23 protein-coding genes are annotated in these 20,740 nt (G+C 64.6%); 12 read left to right on the forward strand and 11 right to left on the reverse strand.

The genetic code is table 11. From position 1 onward, the window contains the following. Positions 1 to 49 precede the first annotated feature (49 nt). Positions 50 to 217, reverse strand: a complete 168-nt coding sequence (locus tag AC3WJM_RS01765) for a hypothetical protein (protein ID WP_492271073.1) — start codon at positions 215 to 217, stop codon at positions 50 to 52. Positions 218 to 523: 306 nt separating this feature from the next. Between AC3WJM_RS01765 and AC3WJM_RS01770 the strand changes: the two genes are divergently transcribed. The 3 genes from AC3WJM_RS01770 (at position 524) to AC3WJM_RS01780 (ending at position 3,925) form a co-directional block, all read left to right on the forward strand. Further along, positions 524 to 2,086 (forward strand): CehA/McbA family metallohydrolase, encoded by a 1,563-nt coding sequence (locus AC3WJM_RS01770; RefSeq protein WP_284988255.1) that lies wholly within the window; start codon positions 524 to 526, stop codon positions 2,084 to 2,086. 125 nt (positions 2,087 to 2,211) lie between these two features. Then, entirely contained in the window at positions 2,212 to 3,255 is a 1,044-nt protein-coding gene (locus AC3WJM_RS01775) for an NAD(P)-dependent alcohol dehydrogenase (RefSeq protein WP_476910151.1), read from the forward strand. Between the two features lie 73 nt (positions 3,256 to 3,328). Next, positions 3,329 to 3,925, forward strand: coding sequence for a TMEM175 family protein (locus AC3WJM_RS01780; RefSeq protein ID WP_332602098.1), 597 nt, complete (start codon positions 3,329 to 3,331; stop codon positions 3,923 to 3,925). A 12-nt stretch (positions 3,926 to 3,937) separates the two neighbouring features. Here the strand turns inward: AC3WJM_RS01780 and AC3WJM_RS01785 are convergent, their stop codons facing one another. Then, complete coding sequence (locus tag AC3WJM_RS01785; RefSeq protein WP_492271074.1) at positions 3,938 to 4,726, reverse strand: DeoR/GlpR family DNA-binding transcription regulator; 789 nt, start codon at positions 4,724 to 4,726, stop codon at positions 3,938 to 3,940. Positions 4,727 to 4,742: 16 nt separating this feature from the next. Between AC3WJM_RS01785 and AC3WJM_RS01790 the strand changes: the two genes are divergently transcribed. Continuing rightward, the gene (locus AC3WJM_RS01790; RefSeq protein WP_492271075.1) at positions 4,743 to 5,435 is read left to right on the forward strand and encodes an NUDIX domain-containing protein; all 693 of its coding nucleotides are present in this window, start codon (positions 4,743 to 4,745) and stop codon (positions 5,433 to 5,435) included. A gap of 31 nt (positions 5,436 to 5,466) precedes the next feature. Here AC3WJM_RS01790 and AC3WJM_RS01795 read toward each other — a convergent pair whose 3' ends face one another. After that, entirely contained in the window at positions 5,467 to 5,985 is a 519-nt protein-coding gene (locus AC3WJM_RS01795) for a GNAT family N-acetyltransferase (RefSeq protein WP_332602096.1), read from the reverse strand. A 66-nt stretch (positions 5,986 to 6,051) separates the two neighbouring features. Between AC3WJM_RS01795 and trxB the strand changes: the two genes are divergently transcribed. The 3 genes from trxB (at position 6,052) to AC3WJM_RS01810 (ending at position 9,705) form a co-directional block, all read left to right on the forward strand. Then, positions 6,052 to 7,029, forward strand: a complete 978-nt coding sequence (gene trxB, locus AC3WJM_RS01800) for a thioredoxin-disulfide reductase (RefSeq protein ID WP_307052987.1) — start codon at positions 6,052 to 6,054, stop codon at positions 7,027 to 7,029. A 173-nt stretch (positions 7,030 to 7,202) separates the two neighbouring features. After that, the gene (locus AC3WJM_RS01805; protein WP_492271076.1) at positions 7,203 to 8,453 is read left to right on the forward strand and encodes an Nramp family divalent metal transporter; all 1,251 of its coding nucleotides are present in this window, start codon (positions 7,203 to 7,205) and stop codon (positions 8,451 to 8,453) included. Positions 8,454 to 8,457: 4 nt separating this feature from the next. Beyond that, positions 8,458 to 9,705 carry an APC family permease gene (locus AC3WJM_RS01810; RefSeq protein WP_492271077.1) on the forward strand — a complete coding sequence of 416 codons (1,248 nt, stop codon included), beginning with the start codon at positions 8,458 to 8,460 and terminating at the stop codon, positions 9,703 to 9,705. On the opposite strand, the gene AC3WJM_RS01815 is transcribed toward AC3WJM_RS01810, so the two are convergent. Beyond that, positions 9,695 to 10,894, reverse strand: a complete 1,200-nt coding sequence (locus AC3WJM_RS01815; protein ID WP_492271078.1) for an MFS transporter — start codon at positions 10,892 to 10,894, stop codon at positions 9,695 to 9,697. The genes AC3WJM_RS01810 and AC3WJM_RS01815 overlap by 11 nt on opposite strands. Before the next feature lie 205 nt (positions 10,895 to 11,099). Between AC3WJM_RS01815 and AC3WJM_RS01820 the strand changes: the two genes are divergently transcribed. After that, positions 11,100 to 11,489, forward strand: a complete 390-nt coding sequence (locus tag AC3WJM_RS01820; protein ID WP_059389318.1) for a hypothetical protein — start codon at positions 11,100 to 11,102, stop codon at positions 11,487 to 11,489. 126 nt (positions 11,490 to 11,615) lie between these two features. Then, positions 11,616 to 11,873 (forward strand): mycoredoxin, encoded by a 258-nt coding sequence (locus AC3WJM_RS01825; RefSeq protein WP_059389319.1) that lies wholly within the window; start codon positions 11,616 to 11,618, stop codon positions 11,871 to 11,873. A 29-nt stretch (positions 11,874 to 11,902) separates the two neighbouring features. Here AC3WJM_RS01825 and AC3WJM_RS01830 read toward each other — a convergent pair whose 3' ends face one another. The 5 genes from AC3WJM_RS01830 to AC3WJM_RS01850 form a co-directional block, all read right to left on the reverse strand. Further along, entirely contained in the window at positions 11,903 to 14,203 is a 2,301-nt protein-coding gene (locus AC3WJM_RS01830; protein ID WP_492271079.1) for an FdhF/YdeP family oxidoreductase, read from the reverse strand. A gap of 55 nt (positions 14,204 to 14,258) precedes the next feature. Then, the gene (locus AC3WJM_RS01835) at positions 14,259 to 15,035 is read right to left on the reverse strand and encodes a lipoate--protein ligase family protein (protein WP_306959530.1); all 777 of its coding nucleotides are present in this window, start codon (positions 15,033 to 15,035) and stop codon (positions 14,259 to 14,261) included. After that, on the reverse strand, positions 15,035 to 15,838 hold the full coding sequence (locus AC3WJM_RS01840) for a thioesterase family protein (protein ID WP_059389321.1): 804 nt from the start codon (positions 15,836 to 15,838) through the stop codon (positions 15,035 to 15,037). The genes AC3WJM_RS01835 and AC3WJM_RS01840 overlap by 1 nt, the downstream gene beginning before the upstream one ends. A 32-nt stretch (positions 15,839 to 15,870) precedes the next feature. After that, positions 15,871 to 16,359, reverse strand: coding sequence for a DedA family protein (locus tag AC3WJM_RS01845; RefSeq protein ID WP_059389322.1), 489 nt, complete (start codon positions 16,357 to 16,359; stop codon positions 15,871 to 15,873). Between the two features lie 72 nt (positions 16,360 to 16,431). Further along, positions 16,432 to 16,626 (reverse strand): DUF1918 domain-containing protein, encoded by a 195-nt coding sequence (locus tag AC3WJM_RS01850; RefSeq protein WP_059389323.1) that lies wholly within the window; start codon positions 16,624 to 16,626, stop codon positions 16,432 to 16,434. Positions 16,627 to 16,841: 215 nt separating this feature from the next. Between AC3WJM_RS01850 and AC3WJM_RS01855 the strand changes: the two genes are divergently transcribed. Both AC3WJM_RS01855 and AC3WJM_RS01860 read left to right on the forward strand, forming a co-directional pair. Further along, positions 16,842 to 17,804, forward strand: a complete 963-nt coding sequence (locus AC3WJM_RS01855; protein WP_492271080.1) for a PDDEXK nuclease domain-containing protein — start codon at positions 16,842 to 16,844, stop codon at positions 17,802 to 17,804. Between the two features lie 6 nt (positions 17,805 to 17,810). Next, the gene (locus AC3WJM_RS01860; RefSeq protein ID WP_492271081.1) at positions 17,811 to 17,996 is read left to right on the forward strand and encodes a hypothetical protein; all 186 of its coding nucleotides are present in this window, start codon (positions 17,811 to 17,813) and stop codon (positions 17,994 to 17,996) included. A gap of 61 nt (positions 17,997 to 18,057) precedes the next feature. Here AC3WJM_RS01860 and AC3WJM_RS01865 read toward each other — a convergent pair whose 3' ends face one another. Then, positions 18,058 to 18,714: a DNA alkylation repair protein gene (locus AC3WJM_RS01865; RefSeq protein ID WP_492271082.1), complete on the reverse strand. Its 657-nt coding sequence runs from the start codon at positions 18,712 to 18,714 to the stop codon at positions 18,058 to 18,060. A 28-nt stretch (positions 18,715 to 18,742) separates the two neighbouring features. Continuing rightward, the gene (locus AC3WJM_RS01870) at positions 18,743 to 19,717 is read right to left on the reverse strand and encodes a dienelactone hydrolase family protein (protein WP_492271083.1); all 975 of its coding nucleotides are present in this window, start codon (positions 19,715 to 19,717) and stop codon (positions 18,743 to 18,745) included. A gap of 105 nt (positions 19,718 to 19,822) precedes the next feature. Here AC3WJM_RS01870 and AC3WJM_RS01875 point away from each other — a divergent pair, with 105 nt between their 5' ends. Further along, positions 19,823 to 20,713, forward strand: coding sequence for a ribonuclease Z (locus AC3WJM_RS01875; RefSeq protein ID WP_492271084.1), 891 nt, complete (start codon positions 19,823 to 19,825; stop codon positions 20,711 to 20,713). Positions 20,714 to 20,740 lie beyond the last annotated feature (27 nt).

The following is a 20,740-nucleotide window of genomic DNA, read 5'->3' on the forward strand; positions in this document are numbered from 1 at the left end:
TTTCCAGTGTGGGCCGGTGCCTGCGGCTTGGGTTACGGCGTCCCCGGGCCTAGGCCGTGGCGCCTACGGATGTTCCTTCCGCCGCGAACAGCGCCTCCGCCACATCTTCCCTGAGGTGGTAGTCCCTGGCTTCGATCGGATACAGGGAACCGCTGACCACGTAGTACCCGCGGCCCTCGCCCGGCCCGCCGGCCGCGGCATCAATAGCGGCGATCATCCCCGGTTCCAGGGGCTTTTCTTTGCCTGCCTCGCGCAATCGAGCGAGGTCTTGGGCTTCAAGGCGACTGATCAAACCCGGAATATCGCACATCTAAAACACCGTCCTGTTCGGTACATGGGAATGGTTGCGCCGTCGCCCCAGCCCTTGGTGCATGCCAAGAACAGTAAGGCCGGGCATGGCTCGTGGCAAGGGCCAATTGACGACGGGTCCACTGAATGGACTCCGCTTGCTGACGCTCCGCTTTCATGCTGCGTTCTTGGTTCCGTTGCCTACTGTTCAGTAACGGTGTGCAACATCGAGTGAGTGACTTCACCATGCAAAGCCCATTCGGGCGACAATGTCTCCTTTTCCTCTACCCGGCGCGGCTTCCTGGCCGCCGCACTGACCGGCGCGGCTCTGACCCTGGCCCCGGTTTCGTTCGCGGCAGCCGCTACCGGAACCAGCAAGAGCAAGACGATCACCGGCCATCTGGATCCGGGAGCAGCGGACTTCGTCTATTTGCCGATCGAGGTCCCGGCCGGCGTCAACAAGATCAGCGTTTCGTACACCTACAGCAAGCCCCAGGTGGCCTCCGGACTTCTCACGAACGCCTGCGACATTGGAATCTTCGATGAGAAGGGTACCGACCTCGCCGGGAAGGGATTCCGCGGCTGGTCCGGTGGTTTCCGCACCGAATTCAGCATCAGCGCCGGCGACACGACGCCGGGTTACCTGCCGGGGCCGATTGGGAAGGGCACGTGGAACGTCGTTCTTGGCCCGTACCAGGTGGCCGAGCAGGGCCTTGACTACACGGTGAACGTCACGCTTGAGTACGGACCCGACGTCGCCCCTTTCAAGCCCCAGTATCCGCCGCAGCAGGTTGCCGGCCGCGGCGCAGGCTGGTACCGCGGGGACGCCCACCTGCACACCGTCTACTCGGACGGAAAGCGCACGCCCGAGGACGTCGCAGCCGGCGCCCGCGCCGCGCGCCTCGACTTCATGATCTCGACGGACCACAACACGCCGGCATCGCACGGCGTCTGGGGGCCGCTTGCCGGCAACGACCTGCTCATCCTCACGGGCGAGGAAGTCACCACGCGCAACGGCCACTACCTCGCGCTCGGCCTGGAGCCGGGCGAATGGATCGACTGGCGCTACCGTGCCCGCGACAAGGGGTTCGAGCAGGAAGCCCAGCGGATCCACGCCTCGGGCGGAATTGTTGTTCCGGCTCACCCGTACTGCCCGTATGTCGCCTGCCGCTGGAAGTTCGGCTATGACGACGCCGATGCGGTTGAGGTATGGACGGGCCCGTGGACCCTGGACGACGAGTCCTCCGTCAACACCTGGGATTCGATGCTCGCGCACTCCGTCCGTACCGGTGGCCGGTGGCTCCCGGCGATGGGCAACAGCGACGCCCACAGCGTCCCGCAGGTCATTGGCTTCCCGCACAACGTGGTCAACGCCGCAGCGTTGTCCCGCGATGCCCTGCTGGACGGCATCCGCAATGGCCGGAACTGGATCGCCGAGTCGGCTGACGTCTCGGTGGACTTCCAGGTCACGTCCGGCGGCAAGAGCGCGACCGTGGGCGAGCGGCTCAACGTCGCGGCAGGTGCCCCCGTCACGGTGACGGCGAAAATCGCCGGCGTGCCGAACGGCGTCGTACGCTTCATCACGGATGAAGGACAGACCCAGCAGGTCACGCTTCCCGCGTCGGGCCAGGGAACGAGCACCTGGGTCACCACCCCGCAGCTCGCGGCTTACGTGCGCGTTGAGGTCCGGCATCCGAAGATCGACGGAACATCCGGCAGCGGCACGGAGATGGGAACAGTCATCCCGCTCGGTCCCATGGCAGCGCTGACGAACCCGATCTTCCTCGGCGCCAGCTAGTCCGCAACGGATCCCATTCCGTTGAGGGAGTCCCTGCCAGTACCCCTACCAGCAGGGACTCCCTCACGTCGGAATTCTCCTGTTGGATGGATAGTGCCAATCCTCCGTCCACCAACAGGAGAATAATGCTGACCGTCAATGCTTACGCAGCCCCGTCCGCAAGCGAAGCCCTCGCACCGACCACCATTGAGCGCCGCGACGTCGGCGCCCACGACGTGCTCATCGAGATCAAGTACGCGGGCATCTGCCATTCAGACATCCACACAGTCCGCGGCGACTGGGGACCGCAGTCCTACCCGCTCGCCCCCGGCCACGAAATCGCCGGAATCGTCACCGAAATCGGCTCCGACGTGACCCGCCACAAGGTCGGCGACCGCGTCGGCGTCGGCTGCATGGTCAACTCCTGCCGCGAATGCGAGAACTGCCGCAAGGGCGAGGAGCAATACTGCCTGAAAGGCATGACCGGGACCTACGGCGCCGTTGACCGCGACGGCACCATCACCCAAGGCGGCTACTCAACCCACGTCGTCGTGACCGAGGACTTCGTGGTGCGGATCCCCGAAGGGATAGCGCTCGACGCCGCCGCTCCCCTGCTGTGCGCAGGCATCACCACCTATTCGCCTCTCCGGCATTGGGGTGCCGGACCGGGCAAGAAAGTCGGCGTGGTCGGACTCGGCGGGCTGGGCCACATGGCCGTCAAGCTCGCGCACGCCATGGGCGCCGAGGTGACGGTGCTGTCCCAGTCGCTCAAGAAGATGGAAGACGGCCTGCGTTTGGGCGCGGACCAGTACTTCGCCACGAGCGAGCCGGCCACCTTCGAAAAGCTCGCGCGGACCTTCGACCTGATCATCAACACCGTCAGCGCCCCGATCGATATCAGCTCCTACCTTCAGTTGCTGGCGCTCGACGGCGCGCTGGTGAACGTGGGCGCACCGGCGGAACCGCTGCCGGTCAACGCCTTCGCACTCATCGGGGGCCGGCGTTCGTTCGCCGGATCGGCGATCGGGGGCATCCGGGAGACCCAGGAAATGCTCGAGTTCTGCGCCGAACACGGGCTGGGGGCCGAGATCGAAGTCATCCCGGCCGAGAAGATCAACGACGCTTACGAGCGGGTCCTCGCCTCCGATGTGCGGTACCGCTTCGTCATTGATGCCTCCACGCTGGGCTAGGCGGGAAGGGCGGGCGTAATCTCTTGGCCGCGGGAGTCCGCAGCAACGATGATGTCCCCATGAAGGCAATGCGATGAACAAGAACCGGCTTGAGGCATTCAGCGACGGCGTCCTCGCGATCGTCATCACCATCATGGTGCTTGAGCTGCGGGTGCCCGCGGAACCGACATGGCATGCCTTGCTGAGCGTCTTTCCCACATTCCTCAGCTATTTGCTTAGTTTCGTCTACGTGGGGATCTACTGGAACAACCACCACCACATGATCCATCTGGCGGATCGGGTCAACGGCCGAATTCTCTGGGCGAACCTGCATTTGCTGTTCTGGATATCCCTCTTCCCGTTCAGCACACGTTGGATGGATGAGTCGGGCTTCGCCGAGGTCCCGGTGCTGGCTTATGGTTTCAACCTGCTGTGCGCCGCCGTTGCCTACTACGTCCTGCAGCAGTCGTTGATCCGGCGCCAGGGCCGGCAGGGTGCGCTGGCCCAGGCGATCGGCCGGGACTGGAAGGGGAAGACGTCGCCGCTCATCTATGTGGCCGGCCTTGGCCTCTGCTTCCTCCATCCTTTGCTCGCCGTCGCCGCGTACACCGTCGTGGCCATGATCTGGCTGGTTCCGGACCGGCGCGTTGAACACTTCGTCACCCGTGCACACGAGGACCGGTCCGGGTAGGGGCAAGCCCGCTTATCCAGCGCCCACAAGGGCGACGCCAAGGCGCGAGAGCTCCCCCATGGTGGGATCGTTGGCTGGCGCATCGGTGATGAGGCCGGCGACGCTGGCGAAAGGCAACACCGAGTAGCGCGAAACGGCCCCGATCTTCTCGGCGCTCGCGAGGACGTACGTATCTGCCGCACGGGCGGCGAGGGCACGCTTCATGGCGGCTTCGTCTGCGTCGGCGGTGGTCAGCCCGTGGTCTGGGTGGACTCCCGTGACACCGAGGAAGAACAACTCGGCGGAAACGGCCTGGGTGGCCTCGACGGCCGCAGCCCCGCAGGTCACGGCAGAGTGTTTGAACAAGCGGCCCCCGAGGAGGAACACCTCGATGAGGGGATGCTCGACAAGCGCCGAGGCGATGGTCGGACTGTGGGTAATCACAGTGCAGTCGAGCTCCGCCGGCAGCGCGTGGACCACCGCGAGGGTTGTGGTGCCGCCGTCGAGGATCACGGCGGAACCCGGCTGGATCATCGAAGCGGCGCAGGCAGCAATGCGACCCTTGCTCTCCGGCTCGACCGTAGCGCGGGTGGCATAGTCTGCAATCGCAGGAGAAGCCGGCAGCGCACCGCCGTATACACGCTGGCAGAGCCCGGCCGCGGCAAGCTCGCGCAGATCGCGGCGCACGCTGTCTTCGGACAGGCCGAGTTCACGGGCGATGTCTTTGGCGATCACCTTGCCATCGGCCGCAAGCCGCGAGAGGAGAAATTGGTGCCGTTCGGCAGCAAGCATGCGCGTTCCTTCCTGATGTTGCACGATCATGCACTATTCTAGCGGGATGACTCCGAGAATCGATGCCCCTCCCACGACGTTGCGTCCTGGAATTGATGTCCCCGACCACCGCGGCCGCACCGGCCTCGACCAGGCAGGCCGGGGCCTCGACCGCAATCCCGCCGTGGTGGTGCGCGACGTCGAAGTGACTTCCGACGGTTGGCACGTGCTGCGTCGCACCACCATCGACTACCGCCGCAGGGACGGCCGATGGGTCACCGAGCAACGCGAAAGCTACGATCGCGGGAACGGCGCGACGATTCTGTTGTACGACGCCGGCCGGGGCACGGTTCTGCTCACGCGGCAGTTCCGCTTCCCGGCCTATGTCAACGATCATCCGGACGGCATGCTGATCGAGGCTGCTGCCGGATTGCTGGACGACGACGATCCCGAAACGGCCATCCGGCGCGAGGCAAGCGAGGAACTCGGCGTCGACGTCGGAACGCTGCGGCACGTCTTCGACGCATACATGAGCCCCGGATCTGTCACCGAACGGCTGCACTTCTACGTCGCGCCCTACACCCCGGCGGACCAGACAGGCCCCGGCGGCGGAGTAGCCGCGGAGGGCGAGGACATCGAAACCATCGAGATTGCCTTCGCCGACGCTCTCGCCATGATCAACGACGGCCGGATCGTGGACGGAAAGTCGATCATGCTCCTCCAGTGGGCGGCCCTCAACGGCCTCTGCCAAGTGCCATAAGCCACCCTCGGCCCCCCTCAGGCCGCGCTGCTCAGACCCGGCGTGAGCGCCGTTCAAGCAGGAGCGTGTCGCGCCATTGGCCGGCAAGGGGCCCTGTGCTCATGCGTGCGATGCGTTCGCGACGGCCAACAATGGTGAATCCGTTGGCCTCGTGAAGGCGGATGCTGGCCTGGTTCTCGGGGAAAATGCTCGACTGGATGGTCCAGATGCCGTGCTCTTCGGTCGACGCAGCCAGCGTTTTCAACAGCAGGCCTCCAACTCCCCGTCCGCGCGCAGAACCGGCGACATAGACCGAGTGTTCGACGACACCGGCATATGCCGGGCGCGCAGACACAGGGGAAACAGCAGTCCACCCCACCACGAGGCCGGATGCAACAGCGACGAATCGGTGATCGGGAAGGCGGCCCGCGTTGAACTGCTCCCAGTCCGGGGCTGCCGCTTCAAAGGTTGCCTGCCCGGTCTCGATACCCTCCGTGAAAATCGCACGGACCGAGGGCCAATCCTCGGGATTCATGGGCCGGATCAGGACGGCTCCGGCTTCGCTGAACATTCACCCATTATGCACATGGATTGACGAGCCCTTGATTGAATCCCCCGACCTTGTTGCACTTGTCCCATGAGCAAAGAACAACTGATCATCATTGGATCCGGCCCCGCCGGTTACACCGCGGCAATCTATGCCGCCCGGGCGGGCCTGAGCCCCCTCGTCCTTGCTGGATCAGTCACCGCCGGCGGCGCGCTGATGAACACCACGGAGGTGGAAAACTTCCCCGGATTCCCCGCCGGAATCCAGGGACCCGAGCTCATGGATGGCCTGCAGGAACAAGCCGGGCGCTTCGGCGCGAAGATAGTGTTCGACGACGTCACTCAAGTCCAGCTGGCCGGGCACCTCAAGCGCGTGGTCACCGGCTCCGGCGACACCCACGAGGCACCGGCCGTAATCCTTGCGACCGGTTCCGCCTACAAAGAACTCGGCTTGCCCGAAGAGAAGAGGCTGAGCGGACACGGCGTTTCATGGTGCGCCACATGCGATGGCTTCTTCTTCCGCGAACAGGAAATCATCGTGGTGGGGGGCGGCGACTCCGCCATGGAAGAGGCGATGTTCCTGACCCGGTTCGCGAAGACCGTGACCGTCGTCGTCCGTAGGGAAGAGCTAAGGGCCTCCCGGATCATGGCCCAACGGGCCAAGGACAATCCGAAAATCCGCTTCGCATGGAACTCGGCGATCACGGCGATCCACGGCGACGCCAAGGTTACCGGGGTTACCCTGGCCGACACACGATCCGGTGAATCGCGTGAACATGCGGCTACGGGCATATTCGTGGCCATTGGACATGTCCCGCGGACGGACCTTGTCGCAGGACAGGTGGAACTCGACGCCGAGGGCTACATCAAGGTGGATTCCCCCACCACTGTTACCAACCTCTCCGGAGTTTTCGCTTGCGGCGACGCCGTGGACCACCGCTACCGCCAGGCCATTACGGCCGCCGGCACGGGTTGCGCCGCGGCCCTGGATGCCGAACGGTACCTCGCCGCACTCGATGACGCGGACAGCATCGCCACGGCATTGGTGGAAGAACCCACCCACGCCTGAGCCGCACCCAACTAACTCGCAGTTGATGTCGTTTTGAGGGCTCAAAGCGACACTTACTGCCAGTCAGTTGGGCAAAGCGCGTGCCTTATCAAGCTGCACCTAAAAACTACTTTTCGGTATGCCTAACTTAACGGTATCCTCATCATGTCCGTATCCCCGCTGTTGAGGAAACCATGGCTGCCACGATTGTTGAGCGACCGGCGAGCAAACCCCGGTGGAAGTCCCGGCTGCTCCTGTTGGGGCCGGCTTTCGTGGCTGCGATCGCCTATGTCGATCCGGGCAACGTCGCCGCAAACCTCACCGCGGGAGCGAATTACGGCTACCTCCTCGTGTGGGTCCTGGTAGCGGCGAACATCATGGCGGTCCTGGTGCAGTACCAATCGGCGAAACTTGGATTGGCCACCGGGCACAGCCTTCCTGAGCTCCTGGGCAAACGCTTGGGAACCCACCGTCGCAGACTGTTCTGGGTCCAGGCAGAGGTGGTGGCCGGGGCTACCGACATGGCCGAAGTCATCGGCGGAGCCGTGGCCCTCAACCTCCTCTTCGGACTGCCACTTCTCATGGGCGGCATCATCATCGGAGTGGCTTCCATGTTGCTCCTGGCGCTCCAGTCGTCACGGGGCCAGAAGTCCTTTGAATACGCCATCATGATGCTCTTGGCCGTCATCGCCGTTGGTTTCGTGTCGGGTCTCTTCGTCAATCCCCCGGAGACCGGTGGCGTACTGGCGGGTCTGGTGCCGCGATTCGAGGGCACGGACACTGTCCTTCTTGCCGCGAGCATGCTCGGCGCCACGGTCATGCCGCATGCGATCTACCTGCATTCAGCCCTGGCCCGCGACCGGCATGGTTTCTCGGAGGACCCCGCTGAACGGACGAGGCTCATCAAGATCACCCGCGTGGACGTCGTGGGGGCTTTGGTGCTTGCCGGGGTCGTGAACATCGCCATGCTCCTTTTGGCCGCGTCCAGCCTGCGGGGAGTCGAAGGAACCGACACGATCGCCGGTGCCCATGCAGCTGTGACATCTGCCCTTGGTCCGATCATCGGCGTGGCTTTCGGTATCGGTTTGCTTGCCTCAGGCCTCGCTTCAACGTCCGTCGGATGCTACGCCGGAGCAACGGTCATGGGCGGGCTCCTTAAGATCCGAATACCCCTACTGCTCCGCCGGGTGGTTACGCTGGTCCCGGCGCTGGCCATTCTCGGCGCGGGCATCGAACCCACGCTGGCACTCGTGCTGAGCCAAGTCCTGCTGAGCTTCGGCATTCCTTTCGCCTTGATTCCGCTGATCCGGCTCACCGGCAAGCGCGAAGTCATGGGCATCCACACGGATTCCACGCCATTGAGGATTGCCGGGTGGACCAGCGCTGCACTGATCGTGGGACTCAATTGCGTCCTCATCGTCCTGACAGTCACGGGGAAGTCCTAGTCCCATGAGCAACCCCCAGGGCCTGGCCCGTCGGCTGGGTACCTTCGACGCGGTCGTGATCGGATTGGGCTCGATGATCGGCGCCGGCGTGTTCGCCGCCTTCACTCCTGCCTCTTCCGCCGCAGGATCAGGGTTGCTGATCGGGCTCGTCATCGCGTCGGCTGTGGCATTCTGCAACGCGACGTCCTCCGCCCAGCTCGCCGCCGCGTACCCGACGTCGGGCGGAAGCTACATTTACGGCCGTGAACGGCTGGGACCCTGGGCCGGATACCTGGCCGGTTGGGGATTCGTCATCGGCAAGACCGCCAGCGCGGCGGCCATGGCCATGACATTCGCCGCCTACGCCGCCCCTCCCGGGTGGGAACGTCCCGTGGCCATCGCCGCCGTCGTCGTCCTCGCCGCGGTGAACTATCACGGGGTGACCCGCACGGCTGACCTGACCCGCATTCTGGTTCTCGCAGTGCTGGCGGCCCTCGCCGTCGGGGTGGCAGCGTCTTGGGGCGGCTCTGCCCCGTCTCCGGCCAACATCCCCGGGGACGGACTGCTTTCGCACGGCTGGTACGGGATCCTTCAATCCGCAGGGTTGCTGTTCTTCGCCTTCGCCGGCTACGCGAGGATCGCCACGATGGGAGAGGAAGTCCGGGACCCCCGCCGGGCGATTCCGCGTGCCATCGGGATCGCCTTGGGCATCGCCGTCGTCATTTACGCCATCATCGCCGTGACTCTCCTTGCCGCGCTCGGCCCGGACGGTGTGGCTGCCACCCCGACGCCGCTCGCTGCCGCGGTCGGAGCCGGGACCTTAGCCTGGGCCGTCCCGGCGGTCCGCGCGGGAGCCGCCGTCGCCTCCCTCGGTGCACTGTTGGCCCTCATCGCGGGCTTGGGCCGGACCACCCTGGCAATGGCCAGGCACCACGACCTGCCGCACTGGCTCGCCGCCGTCCACCCCCGGTACCGTGTCCCGCACCGGGCCGAGGTCACTCTCGCCGTCGTGATCTGCGTGATCGTCGCGTTCGCCGACTTGCGCGGCGCGATCGGTTTCTCCTCGTTCGGCGTCCTCATCTACTACCTGGTCGCCAATATTGCGGCGTATACCCAGCCGGCCGAAGACCGCCGATACCCCAAAGCGCTCCAGGTGTTCGGAGCCCTGGCCTGTGTGGTCCTCGTGAGCACGCTCCCGCCGCTATCGGCGGCCCTGGGCGTCCTCATGTTCGCGGCAGGCATCCTCCTGCGCGTCGTAAGGCTCAAGCGATAGCGTCATGGGTTGGCGCAGGGCCAGCAGGACGCTCCTTCGGCGGCATTCGCCGCGACGTCCGCCCGGCCAGCACAATGACTACCAGCGCCAAGACCGTGAGTGCGGCGCAAGCCGCGAAGATGCCCTGGTAGCCGAGCGCCGTCGTCGATCCCAAAGCGATGATGGGGCCCGAGACGATAGCGCCGACGCGCCGCGTGTTGGTGTAGAGCCCCGAAGCCACGCCGGGACGGGGAATCAGCCGCTGGAACAACGTCAACCCCACGCCCGCCACAATCCCGAAGAACCAGGCATTCAGGACCTGGAGCGCAATCAGGGTGGCAGGGTTGGAGACATAGGCCATGCCCGCGTAGTACGCGATCCCGGCCACGCATCCGGAGGCGATGAGCGCCCGGCTGGAGTAGCGGCGCCCCAGCCGCCCGATGAGGAAGAGCGCAGGTATCTCAAGCGCGGCCGACACGCCAAGCGCGATGCCCGCCCAGATGACATCCACACCGAGCCCTTGGGTCACGAACAGGCTCATGATGGACACAGCGGCGCTGTTGGTGGCCTGCAAGGCGACAAAGGCGAAGACGACGGCGGCGACCCCGAATTTCGAGAACGGGTGCCCATCCTCTTCGGCATGGGCCTTGGGACGATTCTCGTCGGAGGCAGCGCGCCGTCGGGAAATCATGGCAGCAGTCGTGGCGACGTTGAGGACGGCCACCACACCAAGCGCGAGCAGGATGGCCCGATTGCCCAGCGTGCCCATGATGAATGTCGCGAGGGGCGGTCCCGCGACCCAGGCGAAAGAGACAATCGCGCGGGTGTTCATCACGTCGCTCATTCCGGCGCCTGAGTGCCTGAGGTGGGCGAACAAGAGCGAGCTTCCGACCCCTGCCGGGCCGCCAAGGACTATCAAGCCCACGACGGCGAGCGGCAGCGAAGTGCTCACGGCCAGGAGGGTGGACAGCGCCAGGGTCAGGACGCCACAGGCCAGCATGGGGCGCAAGTAGTCGTTTGCACGGTCGGCATACGCCGGCACAAGAAGGGAAGCTACGAAGCCGCTGGCATTGTAGACCGCGAGGACCCACCCCACCTCGGCCGGGGTGGCATTGAAGAGCGCCACCAGCAGGAGTGCCAGCGCGGGGTTGAGAAACGCAAACTGGAACCCCCACAACAGCGCCGCAGACGGGACGAGCAATCGCTTCATGCTTCCATTCGGGTTATCCACGCCCTCAACCCTAGAAGCCTTCCCGGCCGTGAGGGAGGCCCTGCCGGTACCTGTATCGGCAGGTCTTCCGGCTGGTCAAGACGGATTTTGGCCGCGGGCCCGAGAGGATCCGGCCGGCGGCGGGGCTCTGACAAAACCCGAATCAGGGGTGGACGGCGGAGGTCGCACAGAGCAGGATTGAGCCATGAGCATCCATGAGGCACTTCTGAAGCAGGCCAGCGTAACCGCCACGGAAGCCACGCTCGTGGCGAAGTTCGAGATCGAGGGCAACATCCCTGGTTCCGGCGCCTATGTCGTAGGCCTGGTCGCGGCGACTCCGGACTATTCCTCTCAGCGAAGACTGGGTATCGAGTTCATGAACGGGGAGGCGATCGCCTTCTTCTCCTTTAACCACGACCAAAGCGCCGAAGAGAACTACGACCTGAAGGGTGTTGAGCACTCGGGGAACACTATTACCGGCCATTTCCCCCTCTCGGCGATCAACGGCCTTGGCAAGGGACATGTGATGACGGCCTTCAGTGAAGCCGACGGCCGTGAGTTCCAGTCCGGCGTCACCGTCGAAGAGTCGCTCTAGGACCGCGCGCCCAAATCCATGACCGATTCGCCCTTGCGTGTCATGTGACACATGCGCGCGAAGGAATAGTGCCTGCCGGGTTACCGTTGATGCGAGTAGTTCAAAACAACGACGGCAGGAGAATCCGTGGACTTCACCCCCGAATCCGGCACCATCACTATGTTCTCGACCACTTGGTGCGGTTATTGCAACCGCCTGAAGAAGCAGCTGGACGCCAAGGGCATCGGCTACAACGAGATCAACATCGAAGAGGTCGAGGGCACTGCCGAACTCGTGGAGAAGCTGAACGGCGGGAACCAGACCGTCCCCACGGTCCTCTTCCCGGACGGAACCGCGGCCACCAACCCGTCCGCAGCCGAGGTCGAAGCGCGCCTCGCCGCCTGAACCTCCAGAGCTGGGTTATCCGCGCTGAGTTATCCCGGTGGTGCGGCTGGTTCCAGGCGCACCACCACGGACTTGGACGCAGGAGTGTTGCTGCCCTCGGCGGTCGAATCCAGCGGTACAAGGACGTTCGCCTCCGGGTAATAGGCAGTCACGCAACCGCGGGCCGTGGGGTACGCGATCAACCGCAGCTGGCGCAGGACCCTGTCCACGCCGTCGTCGGCTTCGCTGTGGACGTCCACATAGCCGCCGTCGGCAAGGCCCAGGTCAGCCAGGTCGTCGCTGTGCGCAAAGAGCACCATGCGGCCCTTCTTCACGCCGCGGTAGCGGTCGTTCATGCTGTAGGTGGTCGTGTTGAACTGATCGTGGGAGCGCACCGTCTGGAGCAGCAGGCGCCCCTCCGGGACATGGATGGTCTCAAGGTCGTTGACAGTGAACATCGCTTTCCCGGTGGCGGTGGGAAACTTCCGCTCGTCCCGGGGGCCGTGGGGCAGGACGAAACCGTCGCGGCTCCGGGCTTTCTTATTGAAGTCCTCGAAGCCAGGCACCACGTGGGAGATGTGTTCGCGCACTGAGTCGTAGTTCGCTTCGAAACTTCGCCAGTCCACAGGGACTTTGTCGCCGAGTACCGTGGCGGCCATGCGGCATACGATCGCCACTTCGGACAAGACTTTGTCCGAAATCGGCTCCAGCCTTCCCGCCGAGCGGTGAACCGCGCAGACGGTGTCCTCGACGGTGACGAACTGCTCTCCGCCGGCCTGGCGGTCTATTTCCGTACGGCCCATGGTCGGCAGGATCATCGCTTGTTCTCCCACCACGGCGTGGGAACGGTTGAGCTTCGTGGAAATCTGGACGGAAAGCCGGGTCTTGCGGACGGCGGCCTCAGCCGCAGTGGTGTCAGACATTGCGTGCACGAGGTTTCCACCGAGCGCTACGAGCACCTTGATCCTGCCGTCCCGCATGCCGCGGATGCTGTCCACGGAATCGACGCCGGGGTGCCGCGGCGGGTCGAATCCAAACTCCCTCTGCAGGGCGTCGAGGAATGGTTCGGGCATCTTCTCCCAAATGCCCATGGTGCGGTCGCCCTGGACGTTGCTGTGCCCACGGATCGGCGACGGTCCGGCGCCGGGTTTGCCGATGTTTCCACGGAGCAACAGCAGGTTGACGATCTCCTTGATGGTGGACACGGCCTTCTTGTGCTGGGTCAGGCCCATCGCCCAGGTGATGATGACTTTCTCCGCACGCAGGTAGCGGGATGCGAGCTCGTCGATTTCCTCGGTCCTTAGGCCCGTCGCGGCAAGGACGTCCTTCTCGTCCAGCTCGTCGATGTGGGCTTGGAACTCTTGGAGTCCTTGGCAGTGCTCCTCGATGAACGCATGATCGAGTACCGCCCCCGGCGCTGCCTTCTCCGCGTCCAGAACCCGCTTGGAGACTGCCTGAAGCAACGCCATGTCTCCTGCGAGGCGGATCTGCAGGAACTGGTCCGCCAAGTCCGTTCCTTTGCCCACCAGCCCACGGGGACGTTGCGGGTTCTTGAAGTTGATGAGTCCGGCTTCGGGGAGCGGGTTCACCGCCACAATGCTGGCACCAGCGAGCTTTGCCTCCTCCAACGCGGTGAGCATCCGGGGGTGGCAGGTCCCCGGGTTTTGGCCCATGATGATGATCAAATCCGCCTTGGCGAAGTCCGTGTAGCTGACGGCGGACTTTCCGACGCCGAGCGTCTCACCGAGGGCAAGCCCCGTGGACTCGTGGCACATGTTCGAGCAATCGGGCAGGTTGTTGGTTCCGAACGCCCGGACGAAGAGCTGGTAGACAAACGCGGCTTCGTTGCTCGTCCGCCCGCTCGTGTAAAAGGTCGCTTCGTCAGGCGATTCCAGGGCGTTCAGCTCACGGGCCACAATCCGGAACGCATTGTCCCAACTGATAGAACGGTAGTGGCTGGAACCCGCGGGTTTGTAGACGGGTTCAACGAGCCTGCCCTGCTGTCCCAGCCAGTATTCCGAGCGCTGGGCGAGGGATTCGACGTCGTTCTCGTCCCAGAAACCGGACGGAACCTTGAGCGGATCAGCCTCCCACCCGACGGCCTTCGCACCGTTCTCACAGAACTCGGCCAGCTTCCGCTCGGGAGGATCCGGCCAGGCGCAACTCATGCAGTCGAAGCCGTCCTTCTGGTTCATGGCCAGCAGGGACTTCCAAGTGCGGGACGGCCCCATCTGGCTCACCGCACGCGGCAAGGAGTCCACCAGGCTGGGCAAACCCGCGGCGGATCGCTTCGGCGGTCCAACGGTGAGGTCCGCGTCGGAATCGTGGACAACCGATGGCTTCTTGTCCATGTTCTACCTCGGTCCACTTGCTTGTGGCCTCAAGCGTAGTCCTGGCAGTATTCGTCTACAACGCCGTGCTGGTGCTCGTCACGGGGAGCAGGCTCTGGAAATCGCCGTCGACGAGTTCGGCATATTCCGCGTAAGCCGCGACGACGGCGTCCTCCACCGTGGGTACGTCCAGCTGCGGCAAGAGGTCGTTGGCCGCCCCGGCAGTGGCTGGGTCCCACTCGAGTCCGAGGGCGCCATAGCTGGCAGTGAGGACTTCGCGGATGGGCGCCGAGTTCTCGACGACGATCACCGAACTGAACAGCCACCCCCCGGAGACCACCCTCTGGGCGGTCCCGACCAGCTTGATCTGGTGCGTTGGAAAATCGGGGTCCAGGCCGTGGACGCTGAACTCGCCCGGGCAGTACTCCCCGGGGATCTCCCCGACGGCGGCCTGCACCCCGACGCGGCGGAGCGCACCCGCGAGTATCTCGCCAAAGAAGGAGAATCGGGCCTTCGCCCCGGCAATCGCGTCGGCGTGAGGCTCCACATGGTCGATCACCAGGGTGCCCCGGTGGTATGCCGCGGCACGCCCGCCCGCCTTGCGGATCAATGGTTCGAAACCCAGGTTCCGGCAGGCCTCGGACGCGCCCTGGAATCCCGGCAGCTTGGCATCGCGTTGCCCGAACGCCACCGTAGGCCGGGGCCTGTACATTCGGAGCGTCGGGCCGAGCAGCCCTCTGCGGGCACGGTTGAGGAGTTCGATCCCGAAGTCCAGGTCATCGGCGACTCCGAGGGATTCTTCCTGGCGCACTACCGTCAGCGTGCGCTGTGTCCGGGCGAGGTCCTCAACCATCAGCTCTTCCTCAGCGTGAGGATCTGCTCCGCGCGGCCGAAAGGGCCACTGATGTCGTGAAGCACGGTGGATGTGAGGCCGATGCCGTCGTTTCCGAAGGAGACCATATTGTCCAGGCCCAGCCATTCGCCCGCAGGTTCGCGGTACATGTGGATCTGCAGGTCAAGGTTGGGGAAGATGTAGCTGTTCTTTCCGGGTGAAACGCGCGCGGCAATACCGTTGGCTGTGTCCACGAGTCCGACCAGCCGCGCGAGATCGCGGCTGTCCGCAGCATCGGTGAGCGGATGCTCCGTGCGGATCCAGACTTTGCCGGAGCCTGCCCGGTGTCCTTCCGCTATCCGCATTTCGAGGGACCGGATGTAGCCACCCGGCCATACGCTCGCGCCGTCCCACGGCTTGCATTCGTCCGGGGCCGGCATTTCAACGTCTTCTATGGCGGCGACGGCACTCGTGTCGCTGGTCGCCATGCGCCAGGCGGTGGCACGGATAGCCACGCGTCCTGCCGCCGAGAGTTCCGCCTGGATCAATTCAATCGTCCTGCCGGGGCGGACCGTGGCCGTGGTGATGTCGAATTCGCCGCCGGGGATCAATCCGAGGATTTCGTAGCTGAGGCGGGCCATCCGGACGTCGTCGCGCGGCTCGTGGCGGAGCAGGGCATCAGCCAGGATGCCCGATGCAGGCGCCATGTGCTGCTCGTGCGGATTCCACGCCCCCTGGGCGTGGATGGTTGAGCGGAAGCGCCCATTCCCGAGCGATTCGTAGTAGAAGTCGCCTTCCGCAAGGTCCGGAAGCTCAATACTCAACGCCTGCCCTTTCGCCGGTCCGGTAATGGAACTCAGACCACTGTATCTTCTGGCGCCACAGCCGTCCGACGCCGACGCCGCATGACCAGGCAGACCGCCAATCCGGCAAGGATGAGGAACAGGAGCGCGGCGGCAAAAGGGGAGGCCGCCATGACGGCGAGCCAGGCATCCATCGCCGCGAGGCCGATGGTCGCGTAGACGAGGGCCCAGATACCGGAGCCTACAATTGCCGCAGGGAGATACCGGCTGAGTGGCATTCTCGCAGCCCCCGCGGCCAGGTTCACGGCGGTTTGGAGTCCGATAGTCAGGAAGGTCAGCACGACCGCGTAGGGACCAAAGCGCTGAATCAGGGCCTGCGCTTTGCTTGCTTTGGGGCGATGCAAGGCGCGTGCGAACCGCGTGCGTTCCATTCCGGCCGCTGCGCCGCGGCCGATCCAGTATGTCGCGTTGACCCGGACCATCACGACGGCGAAGAGCGCCGCAAGCGCCACTTCAAAGGGCAGGTCGAGGATCTGGTCCACGCGCGCCCTCCCCGGTCTCCTTCACAGCTAAGTCTTACCTTAGCTCACGAGGAAACACGGCCGGCCGGGCGGCTACGAGCTGCCGCCTGTGCGATCGATCGTGAAGTCACCACCCGGATACAGGATGGTCTCGTGGCCATCGTCAAAACGGACGAAATACGGCGGCGCACCATTTGCACCGCGGACTTCGATGATCTCGCCGTGCCGGTCGGACGCCCCGACCGTCCTGCCATGAATGATGATCCGATCTCCCTGGGCTGCTTCCACAGGAACCACCTCCCAGCATTCAGATTACGAGTGTTGGGCCGTCGTGGGAACAGGGTGCCGGCGGTCCACCCAGCTGGCTGAGCGGTGGCACGTCCCAGCTCCTAGATTGTCAGCCCTCTCCCGTACGTTCGACGAAATGGTCGCCGAACCGGTCGCCATGCGCCCAAGTCGCCCAACCGCCTAAGAAGCCCAACCGCCTAAGAAGAGGACAGCCAGTGCGAAGCCAAGAACTGAAACCGGAACAGACCACGACGGCGGCGGAAGCCGCGGCGTCGTTCGCTGCTCCCCCGGCGCGCACCTCCATGCCGGACTGGTACCCCGAGCTGCTTGCCAGTGTCTCCAAGGAAGTCGGCACGGGACGTTCACGGGCCATTTCCGCGGCGAACAAGGCGCTGCTTGCTTCCTATTGGTCCATCGGCAGGCAATTGGCGCAGCGGGAATCGGAGCAAGGCTGGGGCTCGAAAGTCGTCACCCGCCTGTCGGCAGACATACAAACCCGGTTTCCTGGATCCAAGGGATTCTCGCCAAGGAACCTCCGCTACATGAAGACTTTCGCCCAGGCTTGGCCGGAGTTCCCAATGTTGCAAGTGCCGCTTGCAACATTGCCCTGGTACCACCAGATCGCGCTGCTTGAGAAGCTCGACGACGCCGCGACCCGCCTCTGGTACGCGGCTGCCGCCGTCGAACACGGATGGTCGCGCAACGTCCTTGCCCATCAGATCGAAACGCGCCTCCATGAGCGCTCCGGGCAAGCAATAACCAACTTCAGCACCACCATGATGCCGGCGGACTCGGACCTTGCCCAACAAGCCACCAGGGACCCGTATGTGTTCGACTTCGTCGCCATGACAGACCGCCGCAACGAGCGGGAACTGGAGCTTCAACTCGTCCAACATGTGGAGAAGTTCCTCCTGGAACTGGGCCAAGGCTTCGCCTTTGTCGGCGAGCAGGTCCGGCTGGAAATCAACGGCGACGAGTTCTTCGCCGATCTCCTCTTCTATCACTTGAAGCTCCGCTGCTACGTAGTGATCGAGCTTAAGGCGGTGAAGTTCGAGCCCGGGTTTGTCGGCCAGCTAGGCATGTACATGTCGGCCGTGGACGATCTCCTGGCGCATCCCGATGACAAGCCGACCATCGGCCTCCTGCTCTGCAAGGAGAAGAACAACGTGGTGGCCTAGTACGCCTTGCGGGGAATCAACCTGCCGATCGGTGTCTCGGAATGGCAGAGCAAAATCATCGAATCACTGCCAGAGGAACTCGCCTCGAGCCTTCCAAGCATCGAACTCCTCGAGGCCGAACTGGCCGATGAACGGGCGAACGTCGCGTCCAAGGGACGCGCGCCTGCCGTGGAGGCTCAACCCAATCCGTGAACAGTGGCCCCGGCGCTGGGGCAACGAGCTCAAGCTACTGGCGGTTCAAGGGACTGGCGGCTCAAGGGACTGGCGAGGGGAACTGCAGCTCAGGCCGTCGCTTGGCAACGTCGTTGAGAACGGTGGAGACCGCTTCCCTGACCACCTCCGCCTCGGCGCCCATTTCCCGAGCGGCGTCCAGCGCCACGGTGGCCTGGCGCACGAACGCTTCCCAGTCGCCTCCACCGCCACGGAGCGCCCGCAGGGGCGACATCAGGGCAGCGCGGCATAGCCACTCGTCATGCTCCCGCACCCATCGATCCATCACGCTTCCAGCCCGCGCCTTGGCTTGCCCCTCCAGTCCGGCGATCAAAGGTCCGATCACGTCCACCGCGAGCGGATCTACGAGTTCACGCAGCCTTCCCTCGCGGACAAAACCCTCAAGGCGCGTCAGATCGGTATTTGTCAGCAGATGGACCTTGGACTGCAGAAGGACGATTGCCGCGAGCCGGCGTTCGAAAACGGGAACCTCCCACAATTCCGAACTCAAGGCAGTGACCTCGTCATGCTCGAGTCCCGGGTGGCGGCGAAGGGCATCGCGGACTGTCCCACGGATAGCACCGATCGAGGACCCGTAATGCTGGAGCCCGTTTCCCAGCCGGGCCTGGGCCTGCTCTGCACGGATCCACGAGCCTTCACGGCGCAAGGCCTCATCGATGAACTCGCCGGCGTCACTCATGCGAACATTCTTTCGCAATACTGTCCGTTCAGACGTACTCGCCGAACCAGGCCAGCATGTCCTGCCAGGCGGCTGTCGCCTGCGTTTCGTTGTACCGCTCGCTGGTGTCGTTGTGGAAGGCATGGTCGACGCCGGGATAGACAGTGAGCTGGTGGCGGACGTCGGTGGCTGCGAGCGCATCCCGAAGTGCCGGCATTGCGCCGGTGATGCGCTGGTCGAGTTCGGCATAGACGCCCAAGACGGCAGGTTTGATGGATGGGACTTTATCCAGGTCGGGGGCCGGTCCGTAGAAGGCCGCTGTGGCTTTCAACCTGGGTATCTCGGTGGCGGATTGCCAGGTGATGCCGCCGCCAAAACAATAGCCGTTCATGGCGATCCGCTCGCCATCCACGAAATCCAGTGATCGGAGGTAATCGAAGGCCGCGAAAAAGTCGGAAACATGGCGCTCAGCTCCCGCCCGTGTCAGCGCGCCGGGCACGGCGTCGGGATCCATGCCCGGTGTGCCTCCCTCCCGGCTCAGGAGATCCGGCGCCAAAGCAACGTACCCGGCCTTGGCGAAACGGCGGGCCACGTCCTGGATGTGCGGGGTCAGTCCGCGGTTCTCGTGGCAGACAAGGACCGCGGGTCCCGCACCGGCCCCGTCGGTCCTCGCAAGGTAGGCGCTGATCCCGGTTCCGCCGGAGGGGAACCGGACGGTGGCCGTCACGAGGCCGGGCGCGCCCTCAGGTACGGAAAGCGGGCTCTTCGCCCCCGGTACTGGCCCGGAAGCCGCCGTCGTTGCGGGCCGGGCGGCCGAGGCCTCGGGGCTTGGCATGGGATCGGTGCTTAGCGGAACCTCATCCGGAGTGCATCCGAGCTGCAGCATCGTCGAGGAGGCGGCAGCCATGCTCCCGGTGATAAATGCGAGCCGGCGAATGAAGGCTCGCTGCGACATGTCTCCCGAGCGGTAGTCGTCGAAGAATTCCTCGACCAGGTACTTTTCAAATTTCCCGAGCTGGATCATGGAAGGCCTCCTGAGTCTGCCGCATATCCTCCTCCCACGACCGTTACCGGGCAAGGGCGCCCTGGATGATGGGCGTAGCCGCCAAGTAATGAGACACTCGGTTCCATGCGTGAATTCGTGGTTCTCGGCACCGCCTCCCAGGTCCCGACCAGGACCCGCAACCACAACGGATACGTGCTCCTTTGGGATGGCGAGGGCCTGCTCTTCGATCCTGGCGAAGGTACCCAGAGGCAGATGATCCAAGCCGGCGTCTCGGCCAGCCAGATCACGCGGATCTGTATTACCCATGTCCACGGCGACCATTGTTTCGGGCTGCCGGGCGTGCTTTCGCGCATGGCCCTGGACCGGGTGGAGCATCCGATCCACCTGCACTATCCTGCGTCCGGCGAGGACATGATCCGCGCCCTCGTCGCTGTCGCGTCGCCCGGCGTCGAGCTTCGGCTTCATCCGCACGGTGGTCCCGGTCCCATCGCCGAAGGGGTGGAGGTGCGCCCGCTGCTCCATCGGATCGAGACCTACGGCTATAGGGTTGTGGAGCCCGAGGGCCGCAGCCTCCTGCCGGAGCGGCTTGCGGCGGCCGGGATTACCGGATCCGACATCAGCCTCCTGCAACGGGACGGGAGCCTGGGCGGTGTGCGCCTGGAAGACGTGAGCGTGCCGAGGCCCGCGCAGAGCTTCGCCTTCGTGATGGACACGGCGCCGTGTGACGGCGCTGGGGAACTCGCCAACGGTGTGGACCTTCTTGTGGCTGAGTCCACTTTCAGCGACGACGACGGCGACCTCGCCGCGCAGTACCGCCACCTCACCGCCGGGCAGGCGGGGGCATTGGCTGCCACCGCCGAAGCGGGCATGCTCATCCTGACCCATTTCTCGTCGCGCTATCCTGACGTCGGACTGCTCGCGGAGCAAGCCCGGGCGCGGTCCGGCGGGGCCTCCGTCATGGCCGCGAACGACCTGGACCGGGTTCCCTTCCCGAAACGGCAGCGGTGGTTGTAGGCTTGTCATCCATTCAGCTCTGGGGGC

Source organism: Arthrobacter sp. FW306-1B-G06A (genome assembly GCF_058781765.1).